Here is an 18411-nt window from a genome sequence, read left to right on the forward strand (position 1 = left end):
TCCGTCCAGCTGCCTGCCAAATCATCAAATTCAGCCACCATCACCCCGCCACACACCGAAGCGGGGCAAGCACAGATGACGGCAATCGCCTGACCCAAGCTGCAACGCCGGTTATGCAACAGTCCCCAGCGGGGAGAAGGTGCCGGCAGGCGGATGAGGGGGCCGCACGGAAAACCCTCTCGGTTTAAGCTACTCCGCTACATTGGCGGCAAGGCCATGCCGGCATTCCAGTCGAACGCCCGCCCGGATATTGCCGAAGAACCTGCGTCCCAGGCCCCCTCATCCGCCCTACGGGCACCTTCTCCCCGCTGGGGAGAAGAGGGAGTCGAGACGCTGCGGCATCCTTCCCCTCACGAAAGCCGCACCGCCTCGAACAGCGCCGTCAGCCCAATGCCGCCGCCGATGCCGATCATGGCGAGGCCGGTTGTGCCGGGAGCGCCGCTCTGCACCAGCTGAGTATATAGCCGGGTAACGAGAATCGCGCCGGAGGCGCCGAAGGGGTGGCCGAGTGCGATGGCGCCGCCTTCCTTGTTGACCGCATCCGGAGAGATTTCGAGCTGATCGAGCGACGCCAGCACCTGGGCGGCGAAAGCCTCGTTGAATTCGATCGCGTCGATGTTGGAGAGCGCGAGATCGGGCTGGCGCTGCAGCAGCTTTTTGGTCGAGACGACCGGACCGATGCCGAGCAGGTTGGGATCGACGCCGGCCGCCGCGCTGTCGATGATGGCGAGGCCTTTTTCGATGCCGAGGTGTCTCGCCATGCCGCGGCTGATGACGAGCACCAGGCAGCCGCCGTCATTGAGAGGGCAGGCATTGCCTGCCGTCACCGAACCATCGGCCAGGAAGACGGGCTTGAGGCTCGCCAGCGCTTCCAGCGATGTCGTCGGGCGTGGGCATTCGTCCCGGTCCACCAGCCCTTGACCGGTGGAGATCGCGACGGTCTCCGCCCGGAAGAGGCCGCCTTCGGCCGCCTTGACGGCGAGCCGGTGGCTGCGAAGGGCGAATTCATCCTGCCTCTGGCGGGTGATGTCGAATGCGCGGGCGACGTTTTCGGCGGCGACGCCCATTTCGGGGTCGCCGATCGCATCGGGGGAGAAGCGGGCGCGGCCGTAGAAGCGCGGCAGGGCGCCATTGGCTTTCGGCCTTTCGACCCGCCATGGCGCGGTGCTGACGCTCTCGACGCCGCCGGCCAGAAAACAGGAGCCGGCCTTTGCCTGGATCAGCCGGGCGGCCATGATGATCGCTTCGAGGCCGGAGCCGCATTGCCGGTCGATAGCGACGCCGGGAACGGCGATCGGCAGTCCGGCGGAAAGGGCGGCCAGCCGGCCGATATTGCCGCCGCCGCCGGCAGCGTTGCCGACCAGCACGTCGTCTATGGCTTCGGGCGCTATGCCTGTCTCGGCAAGGATGCGGCGGATGATCGGCGCGAGCAGGTCTTCGGAGGGGACCGTCGCAAGCGAGCCGAAGGCCCGGCCGATCGGCGTGCGGTAGGCGGCGACCACCACCGGCTGCCAATCCTCGTCAGGCTGATAGGCGTAAGACAAGGCCGTCTCCCGAAATGACCGATGCCTGCACCTGGCCGCGGGCGATCTTGCCGCTGCTCGTCATCGGCCAGGAGCCGATCTGGTAGAGTTGCCTGGGGATCTTGAACCTTGCAAGCTTTCCCGCGCAATGGTTCGCCAGGATTCTCGCATCGATCGCCTTCCCGGAGACGACGGCGACGATCCTCTGGCCGTAATAGTCATCCGGCAGCCCGAAGACGATGGCTTCCTCGACGCCGGGGCAGGTCTTCAGCGCGCTTTCGACTTCGGCGGGATAGACGTTGTTGCCGCCCGAAATCATCATGCCGCCGGCCCGGCCGATCACCCGCAGCATGCCGTTGGCGTCGATCTCCCCGAGATCGCCGACGGTCGCGCCGGCCGGCGTGACCCGGAACGACTGGCCGTCGTCGCCCCAGAGATAGCCGTCGGCGATCAGGTCGCTGTTGACGAAGATGGTGCCCGGCACGTCGGTCCCGACGTCGTTTTCCTCTGGATCGCGAATGGTAATCGCGACGCCGGGATAGGCCTGCCCCACCCTGTCGATCGGAAAATAGGTCTCGCCGCCGGCAAGCGTCGAGACCGTCATGAAACCGATCTCGGATGCGCCGTAATATTCCCGGATGCGCGCCTTGGGAAAGAGGCGGCGCATGGACTCGACCTCGTTGAGGTTCAGCTTGGCGCCGGCGGTCAGCACGTCGCGCAGGCAGGTGAGCGCGGGCTCGCCTGCCCATGCGCGGGCGATCCCGGCTATATGGGTCGGCACGGCGACCAGCCGTTCGATCTCTTCTGAGGCGAGGGCGCGCGCGACCGCGCCGGCATCCCACTTCCGCACCGAATGAAACGTCGCCCCAGCATCGAGCGCTTCCACCAGGGCGTAAAGCGCCAGGCCATGCGCCAGGGCGCCGGGACAGAGGGTCGAGGGCGCGTTCTGGAGTTCGAAAACCAGCCGTCCCCGGTCGAGGCTCCGGCGCCACTGCTCGCGGGAGCGGTAATAGGCTTTCGGCTCGGCCGTGGTGCCCGAGGTGAAGCCGATCAGGAAGATGCCTCCGGCATCATCCGGCAGGTCCTCTGTCGGTACGGTGAGATCGAAAGGCTCGGCTCCGGCGATGACGACCGATATGCCGAGCCGGCGGCCGATCTCCGCACTTGCGCTCGCCTCGTCGTCGACGACAAGCACGTCGGGCGCAAGGCGCTCCAGAATGCGCTCGATCCTTTCGGCCGGCATCGTCGGATCGATGACGGCGCAGGCATTCGGCAAGGCGGTGGCGGCGACGAAATATTCGGCAAAGCCGAGATGATTGCCGAGGCTGAGCGCAACGAGCTTCTCGACGCCTGGCAGATCGATCGTGCGGCGGTTTGTGCCGGGAAGCCGCTGGAGAAAGCGATAGATCGCCCGCGAGCGCGCATGAAGTTCGCCGTAGCCGAGCGCGCCGCCGTCGATCACCACCGCCGGCTTGTCCGGTCTCTCCGTGGCGTGTCGAAGAAGCTCTGCATGGATCGGCATGGATCAGCCCTGCGACAAGGCGGCTCTGGTCGCCTCCGGGATCGGCGTCGGACGGCTGTCGGAAAGGCCGACGCAGACCCAGACGAGGCCGGCCGTTGCGCAATGGGCGCCGTCGCGCCGGCGAAAGAGTTCGATCGCAAAGGCGAGGCTGGTGCGCCCGATCTTCTCGACGGCGACCTTCGCCTCGACGACATCGTCGACGTCGATCGGATTGTGAAAGGTGATCTCCGCCTTCTTGACGTGATAGGCGACACCCGAGGTCGTGTGGCGGAAGTGGCCGAGGATCTCGCGGTGCCTGAGGAACTCGACGACGGCATCCTCGCAATAGTCGAGATAGACCGAATTGTGGACATGGCCATAGATGTCGATGTCTCGCATCGAGACCCGGAACGATGCTAAAGGCCTGTCGTCAACGCTCATTCGATCATCCAAAATTGGTGGGCTGTTCTAACCGCGAGCATGTGGGGGATGCAAATGCAATATCAGGCGGTCGTGCGAAAATTCGGCCCGGCCCCGGAGGTCGTCGGGATCGAGCGGGCGCCGCTGCCGGCGCTGCGGCGCGACCACGTCCGCGTGCGGCTGCTGGCGCGCTCGATCAATCCTTCCGATATCATCACCATATCAGGCGCCTATGCCGGCCGCACGACCCTGCCCTTCATTCCGGGCTTCGAAGCCTTCAGCGTAGTCGAAGCCTGCGGCGAAGCGGTCTATGGACTGCCGCTGGGAACGCGCGTGTTGCCGGTGCGCAGCGCCGGCGGGTGGCAGGAATTCAAGGACACCGACCCCAGCTGGTGCCTGCGCGTGCCGGACGCGCTCTCCGATTTCGAGGCGGCGACGAGCTACGTGAACCCGATGACGGCGTGGCTGATGCTGCACAACAAGATCGGGCTGAGACCGGGCATGCGCATCGCCGTCAACGCCGCTGCCTCCTCGATCGGATCGGTCCTGATCGGCCTCGCGAATGCCGTTGGCGTCGAGCCGGTGGCGATCGTTCGCAGCGAGGAATCCCGCCAGCGCTTGCGTGGCCGGCACGAGACCGTTGTCATCGACAGGGAGGATAGCGACCTGGCAGCCGGCCTCGCCGGCCGGCATGGGCTCGATGCGGTGCTCGACTGCGTCGGCGGGCCGCGCGCCTCGGTGCTTGCCGATGCGCTCAAGCCCGGCGGACATTTCGTGCATTATGGCCTGCTCTCGGGCCAAAGCATCCCGAATACCTTCTGGGCCTCCCATCCCGATATCAGGTTTTCCTTTTTCCATCTCCGGGAATGGGTTCATTCCGAAACCATGGATAATGTCCAGCGCGCCTATTCCGAGGTGACCGCACAGATCGCCGCAAAGGTGATCGCCACCGAGGTGCGGGAGGTGTTTCCTCTGGAAAGGATCGGCGAGGCGCTGCAAGCTGCCCTTCCCTTCCGGACTGGCGGCAAGGTGCTGCTGGCTTGAGGGGGCCACGCTCCGACCTTGCTTCTTGCGCCTAGCCCCTGGTGGCCGACCTCGTCCTTCGAGGCCCCTGCGGGGCACCTCAGGATGAGGGCGGAGAGAGGTCGCGGCATCTCCAACGCCCGTTGTTGCCGGCGGGGCACCCGCCAACCTTCCTCATCCTGAGGCGCGCAGGCCAAAGGCCGGAGCCTCGAAGGACGCGCTCCGACCGCGCTTCTCGTCCTTCGAGGCCCCTGCGGGGCACCTCAGGATGAGGTCGGAGAGAGGTCGCGGCATCCATCAACGTCCGCTGTTGTCGGCGCGGCATCCACCAACCTCCCTCATCCTGAGGTGCGCAGGTCGAAGGCCGGAGCCTCGAAGGACACGCTCCGATCTTGCTTCTTGCCTCTATTCAAACCTACTCAGTTTCATGCCGTAGCCGCGATCGAATGATCTCGGAATGGTTCTGCTCGGCCCAGCCGACCAGGGCCTTCATCGGGATGAGGAAGGATCGGCCGAGTTCCGTCAGCTCATATTCCACGCGCGGCGGCACTTCGGGATAGACGGTGCGCCTAATATAGCCGTCCTGCTCCAGATGCCGCAGCGTCTTGGAGAGCATCTGCTTGGAGATGTCGCCGATCTCGCGCAGCAGCTCGTTGAAGCGCTTTTTCTCGGTTTCCAGCGCCTCGAGCGTCAGCAGGCTCCACTGATCGCCGATGCGGTCGAGCACGCCCCTGATCGGGCATCCTGCCCCGGGCCGCTCTCCTGCCCGATCGGTTTTCGAGGGCATGGCTTCCTCCTTTCCGGTCATCGCGCGCTGACCTCGGCACTGAAAACTGCCTTCTTGCCGGGCATTTCGCGCTGTCCTAGACCAAGCATTATAGTCCGTTTCTTAGACTAGATCGCGGATTCATACCAAGGAGATTGATGCATGACATTCGGGAAATCCCTTTGCGCACTCGCCATTCTGGCAGGCATCGCCATGCCTTCCGGCGCCTTCGCCGCCTCTCGGGTTAAAGGCCGAGGAAGCCAACCGGAAGCTGGTGGTGGAGTTCTACGACCGCTTCTTCAACATCCATGATATCGAGGCCGCCGCAGTGGTCGCGGACGAGTACCGGCAGCACAATCCCGAGGTTCCGGATGGCAAGAAGCCTCTCGTTTCCTTCTTCACCGGCTTTTTTAAGGACAATCCTCAATCGAAGGCCAAGATCGTCCGCAGTTCGGCCGATGGCGATCTCGTCTGGCTGCATGTACATGCGACGAACGGCACCGACGATCGCGGCCAGGCGATCGTCGATATTTTCCGCGTCAAGGACGGCAAGATCGTCGAGCACTGGGATGTGATCCAGGCGGTTCCGAAAGAGGCCGCCAACAAGAACACCATGTTCTGAAAATTATGGGGCCGGCTCATGGCCGGCCTCGATCACCAGGCAGTCAGGCGAGCGACAGACGCGTCGCGCACCAGTCCCACACCGCGTCCACGGCCTTTCGCGGCGATGATGAGCGTTTGCGGACGAGAAAGTAATCGGGTCCGATGGTCGCTGTGGCATCCGTCACCTGCACCAACCGCCCGGCCTCGAGATCGGCCGCCACGAAAGCCCGGCAGGCTAGCACCACCCCCTGGCCGGCAAGTGCTGCATCCAGTGCCAGTGTCGTGTGGTTGAAGGCCGCGCCCGGCAGCTTCTCCCGGAATCCGAGGAACACGCCCCAGCGGTCGTGCGAGTCATGCAGGAGCGGCAGCTTGCAAAGCTCTTCGCCGCTCAACGGAAGGGTAAGGTCCTTGACCAGATGCGGACTCGCCACCGCGACCAGTTCCTGACGGAACAGCAGCCTTGCCTCCAGCGCCGCCGGGAAAGCCTGGCTGGTCAGGCGCACGGCGATATCCACCTGGTCGCGGTCGAAATCCGACAGCGTCTCGGTGGCGACCGTCCTCAGATCCACGTCGGGAAGGGCGCTGTAGAGCTCGGCGAGGCGCGGGATCAAAAGCTTGGCGGCGACGGTCGGGGTGACGCTGATCGTCACGGTTTCCGGCCGCGCGAGAAGCCGTCCGGTCGCTTCGCCCAGCATATCGAAGGCGCGGGTCAGGTCGGAGAGATAGGCCGCACCCTGCGCGGTCAGCGCAAGCCCGCGGGGCAGGCGCTGGAACAGCATGAGGCCGAGCTGATCTTCCAGCGCGCGGACCTGCTGGGCGATCGCACCCTGTGTGACGCCGAGCTCCTCGGCGGCGGCGCGAAAATTCAGCCAGCGGCCGGAAGCCTCGAAGGCGCGCAGAGCATTCAATGGCGGCAGCGCGCGGCGGGATTGGATCATTGGCTTATCCAGTAGATTTTCTACAGTCTCGCATGTTTCTTTCTCGCGCGAAAGCAGAGAGCATATCTGGCATAATGCTGCGCAAATCAGCTGTCGGGAGGTTTCAATGTCTGAAGGAAAAGTCGCTCTCATCACCGCAGGCGGATCCGGCATGGGCGCCGCAGCCGCAAGGAAACTCGCTGCGGACGGCTACCACATCGCCATTCTGTCCTCCTCCGGCCAAGGCGAGGCGCTGGCAAGGGAACTCGGCGGCGTCGGTGTCACCGGCTCCAACCAGTCCAACGACGATGTGAAGCGGCTCGTCGATCTCTCGATGGAGCGATGGGGGCGCATCGACGCGCTGGTCAATTCCGCCGGCCACGGCCCGCGCGCGCCGATCCTCGACATCTCGGACGAGGATTGGCACAAGGGCATGGAGGTCTATTTCCTGAGCGCGGTGCGCCCGATCCGCCTGGTCGCGCCGATCATGGAAAGCCAGGGCGGCGGCGCCATCGTCAATATCTCGACGGCATGGGCTTTCGAACCCTCGCCGATGTTCCCGACCTCGGCCGTCTTCCGGGCGGGGCTCGCAAGCTTCACCAAGATCTTCGCGGATACCTATGCGGCCAAAAACATCCGCCTGAACAACGTCCTGCCCGGCTGGATCGACAGCCTGCCCGCCACAGAGGAGCGGCGCGACAGCGTTCCGATGGGCCGCTACGGCACAAGCGAGGAAATCGCAGCCACCATCGCCTTCCTCCTGTCCGAGGGCGCGGGCTATATCACCGGCCAGAACATCCGCGTTGACGGCGGTATCGCCCGGTCCGTCTGAGCAGGAGCCGGCCGGTGGATCTCCCAGATATCGACGCCTCGGCATGGGCGAAGCTCGAAACGGCTGCGGTGGTTCCGCAGTCCGGTTTCCGCTATCTCAACCTCTGCTCCGTCGATACGGAGACGAGGCCGCAGGCGCGCATGATTGTGCTGCGTGCGGCCGACAGATCGGCGCGGCGTCTCGAATTTCATACGGATCGCGCAGCCCGAAATGGCGGGAGCTTTCCGCAACCCCTCATGTCACGGTCCTCGGCTTCAGCGCCGAAAGCCGGTTGCAACTTCGGCTTCAGGGAAAGGTCGAGCTTCATGGGCCGGGAAGCGGAGCGGCCGGCACCGCATGGGACAGGCTGCCCGCGCGAACGCGGATGACTTATGCCGGCGGCCCGCCTGGGGACGAGCGCGCCTTCGAAACTATCGGAGTGGCGGCGCCTGCGGATGAGGCCGAGGGAAAGGCGCGCTTCGGCCTGCTGATCTTTCGGGCCAGCACGCTGGACTGGTTCCAGCTGCGCCAGCTGGACAATCGCAGGGCATTGTTCTCTTATGACGAAACCGGCGCCCTCTCCTCTCGCCGCTGGGTCAATCCCTGACCTGAAATCGCCGCGCTTTCAGACGTTGAGCGGAGGGGCGATCAATCGATCCTCGGACGTTCCGATCTCGGCGTCGCCAGCCCGTGCCTGGCGAGTTCCAGCGTCAGCATGCGTGTTTCGAGCAGGTTGAAGATGCGCAGCACCGCCTCGATCGCATCGAAGGGCTTGGTCAGGAAATCCTTGGCGCCGAGCGAAAGCGCGCGCCGGCGCGTCGGCAGGGTCGCATCGGCAGTCAGAACCAGGATCGGCAGATAGCTGTTGTCGGGGATGAGCCTTGCGAAGGTCTCCAGCAGCGCGAAGCCGTCGAGATCGGGCATCATCAGGTCGAGCAGCACGAGATCGACGGGATGCTCGCGGAAGAGCCGCAGCGCCTCGCGCGGCTCGGTCGTGCTGATCAGCGCCGTAAAGCCTTCGCGCTTCAGGATGCGCTCCAGCAGCGAAACATTGGCGGGCTCATCATCGACGATCAGGATCGTCGAAGCGCGCAGGATATCGGTGGTATCTGTCATGGACGCAAACCCGCGACGTCATCCTCGGCCTTGTGCCGAGGATCTACGCCGGCCCAATTAAGTTTCTGGAAATAAATGTTTTCCTGCCAATCAAATACCGTGGTCAGATGCTCGGCACAAGGCCGAGCATGACGGAGGAACTTACGGCACCGCGACGTCTTGCGCCTCGGCCTCCCGCATCGCCGCAGGCGCGCGCGGCAGGTCGACGTGGAACGTCGCGCCGCCCGCCCGGTTGCTGAAGCCGAGCGTGCCGCCCATGGCGTCGATCAGATGTCTGGAGAGCGCCAGCCCGAGGCCGGTTCCATCCTGGCTGATGCGCTCGGCGCCCAGCCGGTCGAAGGGGGTGAACAGGCGCGCGACGCGCTCGGCCGGAATGCCGGGGCCGGTGTCGCTGACCTCGATGCGGATGCGGTCGTCGAGCACCCGGTGGCTGACGGTGACGCTGCCCTGCGGGCGATTGTATTTCACCGCATTGGAAAGCAGGTTGAGGAACACCTGGAGGAGACGCCGGCGGTCGGCGAGCACCGTCAGATCCGGCTCGGCCTCGATGACCTCGATGCGGATCTGCTGCTTGCCGCAGAGCGGCCTTGCGAGCGCCACGGCTTCCTCGATCACCTCGGCAACGGGCTGCGGCTCGACAGTGAGATCCATGCGCCCGGCCTCGATCCGTGCCATGTCGAGCACCTCGTCGATCAGGCTCAGTAGGTGCCTGCCGGCCCGCAATATCTGCGCGACGCTTTCCCTGGATTCGGCGTCGTCGACATCCATTTCCAGAAGCTGCGCGAAACCGAGAACGGAATTCAGCGGCGTGCGCAGCTCGTGGCTCATGCGCGACAGGAATTCGCTCTTGGCGTTGCTGGCGCGCACCGCATCTTCGCGGGCGGCAAGCAGCGCCTCCTCGAACTGCTTGCGCTCGGTAATGTCGCGGGTGATCTTGGAAAAGCCGCGCAGCCGCCCCGTCTCGTCATGGAGGGCGGTGACGACGACATGCGACCAGAAGCGCGATCCGTCCTTGCGCAGGCGCCAGCCTTCCGCCTCGGTGCGCCCGTGCAGGGCCGCCTTCGAAAGCTCTTCTCCCGGAAACGTCTCCCTGGTTTCAGCGGGATAGAAGCGGGAGAAATGCTGGCCGACAATCTCCTCGGCCTGATAGCCGGTGATCCGCTCGGCGCCGGCATTCCAGCTCACCACCCCTCCATCCGGATCGAGCCCGAATATGCCGTAATCGCTGACGCCCTCGACCAGCTGGCGGAAGCGCTCCTCGCTCTCGGTCAGATCGGCCTCGCGCTTTTTCAGAAGCACGCTCGCATCCGCGAGCGCCTGTCCGAGATTGCCGAGCTCATCGTGGAAGGGATCGGCCGATGTCACGACTTCCCCTCGCGAGAGGCGGTGCGCCTCGGCCTTCAGCGCGTGCACGCGGCGCACGATGCTTGCCGAAAACAGGAAAACGGCGACGAGCGCGCCGGCAAGGCCGAGAAAACCGGCTGATATCATCAGGCTGCGCGACAGGGTACGGACCCGGTCGGCCGCCTGCGTTCTGGCGTTGAGGAGATCGGCCTCGCGCCGGTTCATCGCGTCGATCTCCTGCCTCAGCACGTCGAGCACCTGCTTGCCCTCGATGAGCTTGGTGGCCAGATCCTCGCGGCCACCGGCGCGCAGGATATCGGCCTGTTTCAGGAGCTGCAGACGGTCGAACTTGGCGTCGACCAGGGCTCGGATGCGCTCGAGGCGGGCCTTCTGCTCTTCGTCGCGCAAGCGCCGGCCGACCTCGTCGAGCACGACGGGCAGCCTGTCCTCTGCCCGGTTGAATGGATCGAGAAAATCGCTCCTGCCGGTCAGGAGATAACCGCGCATGGCGGTCGCCGCTTCAGCGATCAGGGCATGCAGCTCCTGAATGCCGGACTGGATCTCCAGCGTCACACGCACCTGATCCTCGGCAATGCGGCTCTGCCGGTCGGCGATGAAGACCGAGGCGAGCGCGGCCAAGAGCAGCGCCAGCGGCACCATGATGATGACGATGCCCTTTGCCCTGAGCGGCAGGTCGGCAAAGCGAGGCATCATGGCTCATCCTTCGCCGTCTGCACCAGCCCGCCGCGCACCGCCATGACGGCGGCCTGCGTGCGGTCGCCGGCGCCGAGCTTGGCGATGATGCGCTCGACATGGATCTTCACGGTGCCGGGAGAGATCTTCAGCGCCCGGCCGATCTCCTTGTTGGTCAGGCCCTCGGCCACCTTGCTCAGCACCTCGCGCTCGCGCACCGTCAGCGTTTCCAATGCGCTGGCATTAGTCTGCGGCTTGGTGGCGGCGCGCTTCAACAGCCTTGCGACCAGCGGGCCGTCGAAGAAGGCGTCGCCCGAAAGCACGCGGCGGATCGTGCGCAGAATGTCGTCGCGGCTCGCATCCTTCAGCAGATAGCCGGTGGCGCCGGCCTCGATCGCCGCTTCGAGATAATCGAGGCTGTCATGCATAGTGATGATCATGACGCGGGTGCCCGGCGAGACGCGCCGGATCTCCCGCGTCGCGGCAAGCCCGTCCATGCGGGGCATGCGGATATCGAGCAGCGCCAGATCCGGCTTGTGCAGGGCTGCCGCTTCCACCGCGTCCGCGCCGTCGCGCACGTCGAGGGCGACATGGAAATCGTCCTGGCCGCCTATCATGGCGATCAGGCCGGCGCGGGCGATGTCGTGATCGTCGGCAACGAGAATGGATGCGGTCATCCCGCCCTCTCCTGCTTGAGCGGCGCTGCGGCGCGGACATGCGTGCCGCCGGAAGCGCCGGCGAAGATCTCGAAACGGCCGCCGAGCAGCGCCAGCCTTTCGCGCATGCCGGCAATGCCGAGCCGGGCTCCCCTGCCCTGAACCTCAGGATGCTGCGCCTCGCTGATACCCTTGCCGTCGTCGATCACTTCGAGATGGGCCTGCCCCGCGCCGTCTTCGAAAAGGCGCACGATGAGGCGGCGCGCCTCGGCGTGCTTGACAGCATTGGTGATCGCCTCTTGGGCGACGCGGTAGAAGATGATCCCGGTCGAGGCCGGCCAGCGGTCGGCGCCGGCATCGAGATCGGCGATCACCTCCATGCCGTCGATCGCGTCGAGACGGGTGCGCAGTGCTGCGGCGACGCCGAGATCGTCGAGCTCGGGCGGGCGGAGATCGGCGATGGCGGCGCGAAGATCGGCGACGGAGTGGCGCGCAAGTGCGGCGAGCTGATCGATCTCCGGTTTCAGCGCATGCACCTCGCCGATGCGGGCCGCCAGATCTTGCAGGCGGTAACTAAGGCCGGCGGCAAGCTGTGCTGCGCCGTCGTGCAGATCGAGCGCCACCCGCTGCCGCTCCTGCTCTTGCGCCTGGATCAGCTGCGCGACGAGGGCCGCGAGTTCGCTGCGCTGCAGTTCGAGATCGCCGAGCAGCGCCTGCTTTTCCGCCGCCTGCCGTTCGAGATTGCAGGCGTCGGCGAGCTGCCCGGCCACCACCTCCAGCGTCTGCCGGTCGTCGGCATCGATGGCGCGCGCCCTCGCTGGGCCGATCAGCGTCAGGGAAAGAGCGGCGCCGTCCTCGGACGCAAAGAGGATCGCGTCATTGCCTGTCGGCCGGCCGATCGTCAGCTGCGCGGGCGTCTTTCCCTGTGGTGCGGCAAAGGTCAGCGTCGCAAGCGTTGCGCCAGCGAAATCGGCAAGCCGCGACAGTATCTGGGGCGCGGCCGTTTCGAAGGCCTGCGCATCGAGCAGGGTGCGCGTCTCGATGATGAAGCGCAGCCGCGCCGCCCGCGCTTCCGCCGCCCGGTAAAGCGCCCTCATCTCCGCCACATCGGGCGCGTGCGTCGTCTCTATGGTTTGCTCCGTGCTCAGCGGGGGCTGCTCCAGAAATCAATGACGGGGGCACGATAGTCATTCCGGCGGGAATGTCATCTATGCCGTTCGGCAGATCGGATCGAAGCCACCCGGCAGATGGGGCCGTGGTGCTCCGGCGCTTAACTATCGGTCATGCGGTTGACCGACGCGATGTCGCCCGGAACCGCCACAAAGGAAGTCAAACATGCGTACGATCATTGCTGCCGCCCTTATCATCGGTTTCGTCCAGGTCCAATCCGCCAACGCGGCCGAAACGGCGACCTGCGCTTCGGTGAGCGAAGAACAGGTCGCCAAGCTCTTCGACCACTGGAACGCCTCGCTGGCGACGCTCAATCCCGAGGAAGTCGCCAAGAACTACAGCGAGGATTCCGTGCTGCTGGCGACGCTGGCAAACAAGCCGCGCCTTACCCAGGAAGAGCGGATCGACTATTTCAAGCACTTCCTGGAAAAGGGCCCCAAGGGCCACATCGACAGCCGCACCATCAAGACCGGCTGCAACTGGGCCGTCGACGCCGGCACCTACACCTTCACCATGAAGGACGGCTCCAAGGTGCCCGCCCGCTACACTTACACCTATGAGTTCAAGGGCGGGAACTGGCTGATCACCTCCCACCACTCCTCGATGATGCCGGAGAAGTAAAGGTCTGACCGATCCGGCAGGGAGATCCCGTGTCCACCCCATACGGGATCTCTTGATTGCTGACGATGCCTGTCGGCGTCCCTTTCGTTATGCGTGGGCTTGGAGGGTTCAATACCTGCGCGACATCCCGGTCTAGGAGATCGATGAGCCCCTCATCCGGCTGCCGCCACCTTGTCCCCGTAAACGGGGCGAAGGGGATATGCCGCAACGCCGCCGTCCCTCGCTGGTCCATAGCAGGGCACGTCCCCTCGCCCCGTCAAAACGGGGAGAGGGTTAGGTTGAGGGGCAATTATCAGTATAAGCCGATAGTCGTGGCTCTGTGACGTCGAGTAAATCAGATCGCAGTGCCAGAAGAAATGCCCGAGCGCTTTGACGGCCGGGCAGGATCGGCTAGCATCCTCGGGCAGCGGCGAGCCGGCAAAGCGGCCGCCCGGGAGATGCGGATGATGAAGCACAGATACCTGATGTTTGCGGTGCTCACACTCGGCGCGGCCTGGCCGGCGTCCGGCGTCCTCGCTGCGGCGCAGCCGATTTTCTGGAGCGCCTTGCGGCCGGCCGATCAGGCCAGGGCGACAGTTCCGCTGTCGCCGAAAGCGGTCAGCGGCCCTCAGGGCGAATCCCTGGTCTGGCGTGAGGAGGGCCAGCCGGTCGAATTGACGGGCTTCGTCCTGCCGATCGATCAGGACGGCGATCTCGTCTATGAATTCCTGCTGGTGCCCTGGGCCGGGGCCTGCAGCCACATGCCCACGCCGCCGCCCAACCAGCTGGTCCGAGTCGTTCCACAGGAGCCTCTGCACCTTGAAAAAATCTACGAGACCGTCACCGTGACGGGGACGCTCCGGCCCGGCCTGGATCAGGCGCAGTTCTTCATGATCGACGGCGTCCGCGTCCTGTCCTACGGCTACAGCATGGCCCATGCCGAGGTGGCGAAGGCGGCAGCGACGAAAGACCCCGATCTGCTGTCGCTTTCGCCTTTCGGTGTCGTGCCGCGCTAGCGGAAACTGCAGAGATTTCTTGCGCGAATGCGGCCGATCACGTATATACTGGGCGGTATATACAAAATCGCGGAGGCACCAATGCCGCAATATGCACGCGTCTTTCAATCCGGCAATTCGCAGGCCGTCCGGCTGCCGAAGGAATTCCGCTTCGACGTCGACCAGGTGGAGGTGACGCGTGAAGGCGATGCGGTCATTTTGCGGCCGCGCGCCGATCCCGGCATGCGCTGGGCGTCGCTGAAGAGCGCTCTCGAACGCGGTCTGAGCGACGATTTTCTAGCGCAAGGACGGGAGCAGCCGGAGGATGAGGAGAGGCCGGATCTTCAGGATCTGTTCAAGTGATCACGCATCTTATCGACACCAATGCGGTGATCGCGCTGATCAGCAGGAAATTCGACGCGCTGCTGAAGCGCGTGGTCGACAGCGACGAAGGATCGATCGGGCTTTCCACCATCGTGATGCATGAGCTCTATTACGGCGCCTATAAGAGCGCGAAAATCTCCTACAACCTCGAGACCCTGCGCCTGTTCATGGCGGATTTCCCCGCCGTCGGTTTCGAGCGCGAGGATGCGCTGGAATCGGGAGAGATCCGCGCGGCATTGGCAGCAAAGGGAACGCCGATCGGTCCCTATGATGTGCTGATCGCCGCCCAGGCGAAGACCCGTGACCTCGTTCTCATCACGAACAATGTCGGGGAGTTCCGGCGCGTGGATGGCCTTGATGTCGAGGATTGGACGATCTGACAATTGCGCCGGGAGGACGCTTCCCACGCAGACAACCTGTCCGGAGAGGAGTGCGCCCCTCTCCGGACATACGGTCTCGTGTCAGATGTCGAAGGAGCTCGGCAGGATTACCACGTCGCGTATGGTCACGTTGCGTGGCCGGGTCAGCATGAAGAGCACGGCTTCCGCGACGTCGCGAGGTTCGATCAGCGCACCCGCCTCCTTTGCCTTGCGCAGGTTCTCCTCCGGCCAATCTTTCAGCAGAGCGCTGCTGACAGGGCCCGGCGAGACGGATCCGACGCGGATTCCGTTCTTGAGGAGCTGCCGCCGCATGGTCTGGACGAAGCAGTGCATCGCCCACTTCGAAGGCGAATAGACCGGCTCCCATGGAACCGCTGCTTGGCCCGCGACCGAACTGGTGACGATGATGTCTCCCGTCCCTCTCTCGATCATGTGTGGCATGACCGTCCTGACGTTCTTGATGACCACATTGACGTTCAGATTGAGCATGCGGTCGATCGCATCGAGGTTCGCTTCCACCAGATCTCCGCCGATATAGGTGCCGGCATTGGCATGGAAGATGTCGAGCTGACCGACCTTTGCGAGAATGCAGTCAAGCAGACCGGCGCAATCGTCGGGTTTGAGAAGGTCGAGCGGCAGCGCGATCGCCTTCTCTCCCAGCCTGCGGCAGGCAGCACTCAGCGCCGCCTCGTCCCGGTCGATCATCACGACGGTGCCGCCCGCCGCGATGATCGCTTCTGCCGACGCCAATCCAATGCCCGAAGCAGCTCCGGTGATGGCTGCGACTTTATCTTGCAAACTGTTCATATCAACTCCTCCAGCTGCGTCGATTATCTATCGCATGTGGGGTCGGTCGTGGCTAGAAGTTCGCGTCGTGGCGGCAAGCTTCGGTGCGGGAGAGAATGGCGGGTGGCCAACCCAAAACTCCTCACCAGTCACTCGTAAACTGGATATTGAAGTCGGATGCACCACCTCTCCTCCGTCATTCCTGTGCCTGTCACAGGAATCCAGCCACCGCGCGTCGGCGCGGTGAATGATTCAATAAGTAGTTGATAGAGAGTCTCCCGCGCCCAAGGACTTGGGCGCGCTGGATCCCTGTGACGAGCACAGGGATGACGGAGGAGAGGTGGTGCCCGCATCGTACCACCATCAGGTACTGCGAGGATCGGAAGCTTGGACGGTCGGAGCCCCGAGGAATTCGCATAAAAAAGCCCGGGCGCGGCCGAAACCGCGCCCGGGCAAAAATTTGCTGAACCGATCAGACGAGGTCGAAGCGGTCGGCGTTCATGACCTTGTTCCAGGCGGCGACGAAGTCCTTGACGAACTTCTCCTTGGCGTCGGCCTGGCCGTAGACTTCGGCGAAGGCGCGAAGCTGCGAGTGCGAGCCGAAGATCAGGTCGACGCGGGTGCCAGTCCACTTGGCAGCACCCGTCTTGCGGTCGCGGCCTTCATAGACGCCGTCCTTGCCGGCGGCGGGGACCCACTGCGTGGCCATGTCGAGCAGGTTGACGAAGAAGTCGTTCGTCAGCGTTTCGGGACGCGAGGTGAAGACGCCGTGTTCCGGCTGGCCGGCCTTGAGGACACGCAGGCCGCCGACGAGGACGGTCATTTCGGGTCCGGTCAGCGTCAGCAGCTGGGCGCGGTCGACGAGCGCTTCTTCCGGCTTCATGAACTGCAGGCGCTTGTTGTTCACGTAGTTGCGGAAGCCGTCGATGCGCGGCTCGAGCGCTGCGAAGGAATGCGCATCCGTCTGAGCTTCGGAGGCATCCATGCGGCCCGGCGTGAAGGGCACGCTGACGGCGGTGCCGCCCGCTGCCGCCGCCTTCTCGACGCCGGCCGCACCGGCGAGAACGATCAGGTCGGCGAGCGAGATCTTCTTGCCGCCGGTCTGGGCGGCGTTGAAGTCCTTCTGAATGCCTTCGAGGACGCTGAGCACCTTGGCGAGCTGGGCCGGCTGGTTGGCTTCCCAGTCCTTCTGCGGCGCAAGGCGGATGCGTGCGCCATTGGCGCCGCCGCGCTTGTCGGAGCCGCGGAAGGTCGAGGCCGACGCCCAGGCGGTCGAAACCAGTTCCTGGACGCTGAGGCCGGTGGCGAGAACCCTGGCCTTCAGCTCGGCAATGTCCTTGTCGTCGACGAGGGGATGGTCGACGGCCGGGATCACGTCCTGCCAGATCAGGTCTTCGGCCGGAACTTCCGGTCCGAGATAGCGGACCTTCGGACCCATGTCGCGGTGGGTCAGCTTGAACCAGGCGCGGGCAAAGGCGTCGGCGAACTGGTCCGGATTCTCCAGGAAGCGGCGCGAGATCTTCTCGTAGATCGGGTCGAAACGCAGCGCCAGGTCGCTCGTCAGCATGGTCGGCAGATGCTTCTTGCCGGTGTCGTAAGCATCCGGAATGGAGGCTTCGGCGTTCTTGGCCTGCCACTGATGCGCGCCGGCCGGGCTCTTCGTTAGCTCCCATTCAAAGGCGAACAGGTTTTCGAAGAAGTAGTTGCTCCACTTGGTCGGCGTCTGTGACCAGGTGACTTCGAGACCGGCGGTGATGGCGTCCTTGCCGACGCCGGTGCCGAACGAGCTCTTCCAGCCGAGGCCCTGATCCTCGATCGCGCCGCCTTCCGGCTCGGCGCCGATGAAGGACGGGTCGCCGGCGCCATGAGTCTTGCCGAAGGTGTGGCCGCCGGCGATCAGCGCTACGGTTTCCTCGTCGTTCATCGCCATGCGGGCGAAGGTTTCGCGGATGTCGCGCGCCGAAGCGAGCGGATCGGGATTGCCGCCCGGTCCTTCCGGGTTGACGTAGATGAGGCCCATCTGCACGGCGCCGAGCGGCTCGGCGAGCTGCCGTTCGCCGCTGTAGCGCTCGTCGCCGAGCCAGGTGCCCTCGGGACCCCAGTAGAGCTCTTCCGGCTCCCAGACGTCAGCGCGGCCGCCGGCGAAACCGAAGGTCTTGAAGCCCATGGATTCGAGCGCGACGTTGCCGGTGAGGATCAGAAGGTCGGCCCAGGAGATGCGGTTGCCGTATTTCTGCTTGATCGGCCACAGCAGGCGGCGGGCCTTGTCGAGGTTGGCATTGTCCGGCCAGCTGTTCAGCGGCGCGAAACGCTGCTGGCCCTGGCCGGCGCCGCCGCGCCCGTCGGTGATGCGGTAGGTGCCGGCGCTGTGCCAAGCCATGCGGATGAAGAGGCCGCCATAATGGCCGAAGTCGGCCGGCCACCAATCCTGCGAATCGGTCATCAGCGCGGTGAGATCCTTCTTCAGCGCGTCGAGATCGAGCTTCTTGAACTCCTCGGCATAGTCGAAATCCTTGCCCATCGGATCGGCGCGGCCGGAATTGTGATGAAGAATCTGCACATTCAGCTGGCTCGGCCACCAGTCACGATTGGCTCGGCCGCGCGGCGTATTGCCATGGGCCACAGGACATTTGCCTGCGGTGTCAGTGGGGTTGTCCATGATCGTCTCCTTCATTGCTTGATCTGTCTGCGGTTCAATAAGATGAGCCGAGCTGGCGCCCCAC

At 64.7% G+C, this 18411-nt stretch carries 18 protein-coding genes and 1 pseudogene; 8 read left to right on the forward strand and 11 right to left on the reverse strand.

Features of this window, described 5'->3' with window-relative positions; genetic code table 11:
* Window positions 1-350 precede the first annotated feature (350 nt).
* From EFR00_RS27040 to EFR00_RS27050, 3 genes are read right to left on the reverse strand one after another with little or no spacing between them, the layout of a single operon-like run.
* Entirely contained in the window at window positions 351-1544 is a 1194-nt protein-coding gene (locus EFR00_RS27040) for a thiolase family protein (RefSeq protein WP_077988935.1), read from the reverse strand.
* The gene (locus EFR00_RS27045) at window positions 1522-3045 is read right to left on the reverse strand and encodes a class I adenylate-forming enzyme family protein (RefSeq protein ID WP_077988934.1); all 1524 of its coding nucleotides are present in this window, start codon (window positions 3043-3045) and stop codon (window positions 1522-1524) included. The genes EFR00_RS27040 and EFR00_RS27045 overlap by 23 nt, the downstream gene beginning before the upstream one ends.
* A 3-nt stretch (window positions 3046-3048) precedes the next feature.
* Window positions 3049-3465 (reverse strand): acyl-CoA thioesterase, encoded by a 417-nt coding sequence (locus EFR00_RS27050; RefSeq protein ID WP_009988151.1) that lies wholly within the window; start codon window positions 3463-3465, stop codon window positions 3049-3051.
* A gap of 54 nt (window positions 3466-3519) precedes the next feature.
* On the opposite strand from EFR00_RS27050, the gene EFR00_RS27055 reads away from it, so the two are divergent.
* Window positions 3520-4488: a zinc-dependent alcohol dehydrogenase family protein gene (locus tag EFR00_RS27055; RefSeq protein ID WP_077988943.1), complete on the forward strand. Its 969-nt coding sequence runs from the start codon at window positions 3520-3522 to the stop codon at window positions 4486-4488.
* 394 nt (window positions 4489-4882) lie between these two features.
* On the opposite strand, the gene EFR00_RS27060 is transcribed toward EFR00_RS27055, so the two are convergent.
* Window positions 4883-5254, reverse strand: a complete 372-nt coding sequence (locus tag EFR00_RS27060) for a winged helix-turn-helix transcriptional regulator (RefSeq protein WP_040142348.1) — start codon at window positions 5252-5254, stop codon at window positions 4883-4885.
* A gap of 256 nt (window positions 5255-5510) precedes the next feature.
* On the opposite strand from EFR00_RS27060, the gene EFR00_RS27065 reads away from it, so the two are divergent.
* The gene (locus EFR00_RS27065) at window positions 5511-5855 is read left to right on the forward strand and encodes a nuclear transport factor 2 family protein (RefSeq protein WP_009989094.1); all 345 of its coding nucleotides are present in this window, start codon (window positions 5511-5513) and stop codon (window positions 5853-5855) included.
* 43 nt (window positions 5856-5898) lie between these two features.
* Here the strand turns inward: EFR00_RS27065 and EFR00_RS27070 are convergent, their stop codons facing one another.
* A complete protein-coding gene (locus EFR00_RS27070) occupies window positions 5899-6774 on the reverse strand; it encodes a LysR substrate-binding domain-containing protein (protein WP_077988932.1) in 876 nt (291 codons plus the stop codon).
* Between the two features lie 106 nt (window positions 6775-6880).
* On the opposite strand from EFR00_RS27070, the gene EFR00_RS27075 reads away from it, so the two are divergent.
* Together EFR00_RS27075 and EFR00_RS27080 are read left to right on the forward strand one after the other, a co-directional pair.
* Entirely contained in the window at window positions 6881-7585 is a 705-nt protein-coding gene (locus EFR00_RS27075) for an SDR family oxidoreductase (RefSeq protein WP_077988931.1), read from the forward strand.
* Between the two features lie 14 nt (window positions 7586-7599).
* Window positions 7600-8171 (forward strand): annotated as a pseudogene (locus tag EFR00_RS27080) (pyridoxamine 5'-phosphate oxidase family protein).
* 41 nt (window positions 8172-8212) lie between these two features.
* Here the strand turns inward: EFR00_RS27080 and EFR00_RS27085 are convergent.
* The 4 genes from EFR00_RS27085 to EFR00_RS27100 form a co-directional block, all read right to left on the reverse strand.
* Window positions 8213-8680: a response regulator gene (locus tag EFR00_RS27085; protein ID WP_009994873.1), complete on the reverse strand. Its 468-nt coding sequence runs from the start codon at window positions 8678-8680 to the stop codon at window positions 8213-8215.
* 141 nt (window positions 8681-8821) lie between these two features.
* Window positions 8822-10738: a sensor histidine kinase gene (locus EFR00_RS27090; RefSeq protein ID WP_077988930.1), complete on the reverse strand. Its 1917-nt coding sequence runs from the start codon at window positions 10736-10738 to the stop codon at window positions 8822-8824.
* Entirely contained in the window at window positions 10735-11394 is a 660-nt protein-coding gene (locus EFR00_RS27095) for a response regulator (protein ID WP_040141498.1), read from the reverse strand. The genes EFR00_RS27090 and EFR00_RS27095 overlap by 4 nt, the downstream gene beginning before the upstream one ends.
* Complete coding sequence (locus EFR00_RS27100; protein ID WP_077988929.1) at window positions 11391-12470, reverse strand: sensor histidine kinase; 1080 nt, start codon at window positions 12468-12470, stop codon at window positions 11391-11393. The genes EFR00_RS27095 and EFR00_RS27100 overlap by 4 nt, the downstream gene beginning before the upstream one ends.
* 238 nt (window positions 12471-12708) lie before the next feature.
* Here EFR00_RS27100 and EFR00_RS27105 point away from each other — a divergent pair, with 238 nt between their 5' ends.
* The 4 genes from EFR00_RS27105 (at window position 12709) to EFR00_RS27120 (ending at window position 14902) form a co-directional block, all read left to right on the forward strand.
* Window positions 12709-13164 (forward strand): SgcJ/EcaC family oxidoreductase, encoded by a 456-nt coding sequence (locus tag EFR00_RS27105; RefSeq protein ID WP_077988928.1) that lies wholly within the window; start codon window positions 12709-12711, stop codon window positions 13162-13164.
* 443 nt (window positions 13165-13607) lie between these two features.
* Window positions 13608-14159: a DUF3299 domain-containing protein gene (locus EFR00_RS27110; protein ID WP_009989453.1), complete on the forward strand. Its 552-nt coding sequence runs from the start codon at window positions 13608-13610 to the stop codon at window positions 14157-14159.
* A gap of 81 nt (window positions 14160-14240) precedes the next feature.
* Complete coding sequence (locus EFR00_RS27115; protein ID WP_077988927.1) at window positions 14241-14501, forward strand: antitoxin; 261 nt, start codon at window positions 14241-14243, stop codon at window positions 14499-14501.
* On the forward strand, window positions 14498-14902 hold the full coding sequence (locus tag EFR00_RS27120; protein WP_077988926.1) for a type II toxin-antitoxin system VapC family toxin: 405 nt from the start codon (window positions 14498-14500) through the stop codon (window positions 14900-14902). Before EFR00_RS27115 ends, EFR00_RS27120 begins: the two co-directional genes overlap by 4 nt.
* Before the next feature lie 81 nt (window positions 14903-14983).
* On the opposite strand, the gene EFR00_RS27125 is transcribed toward EFR00_RS27120, so the two are convergent.
* Together EFR00_RS27125 and katG are read right to left on the reverse strand one after the other, a co-directional pair.
* Window positions 14984-15709: an SDR family oxidoreductase gene (locus EFR00_RS27125; protein ID WP_077988925.1), complete on the reverse strand. Its 726-nt coding sequence runs from the start codon at window positions 15707-15709 to the stop codon at window positions 14984-14986.
* 451 nt (window positions 15710-16160) lie between these two features.
* The gene (gene katG / locus EFR00_RS27130) at window positions 16161-18347 is read right to left on the reverse strand and encodes a catalase/peroxidase HPI (RefSeq protein ID WP_077988941.1); all 2187 of its coding nucleotides are present in this window, start codon (window positions 18345-18347) and stop codon (window positions 16161-16163) included.
* Window positions 18348-18411: the final 64 nt, after the last annotated feature.

The sequence above is a fragment of the Rhizobium sophoriradicis genome, assembly GCF_003939025.1.
GTDB classification, from domain to species: Bacteria; Pseudomonadota; Alphaproteobacteria; order Rhizobiales; family Rhizobiaceae; genus Rhizobium; species Rhizobium sophoriradicis.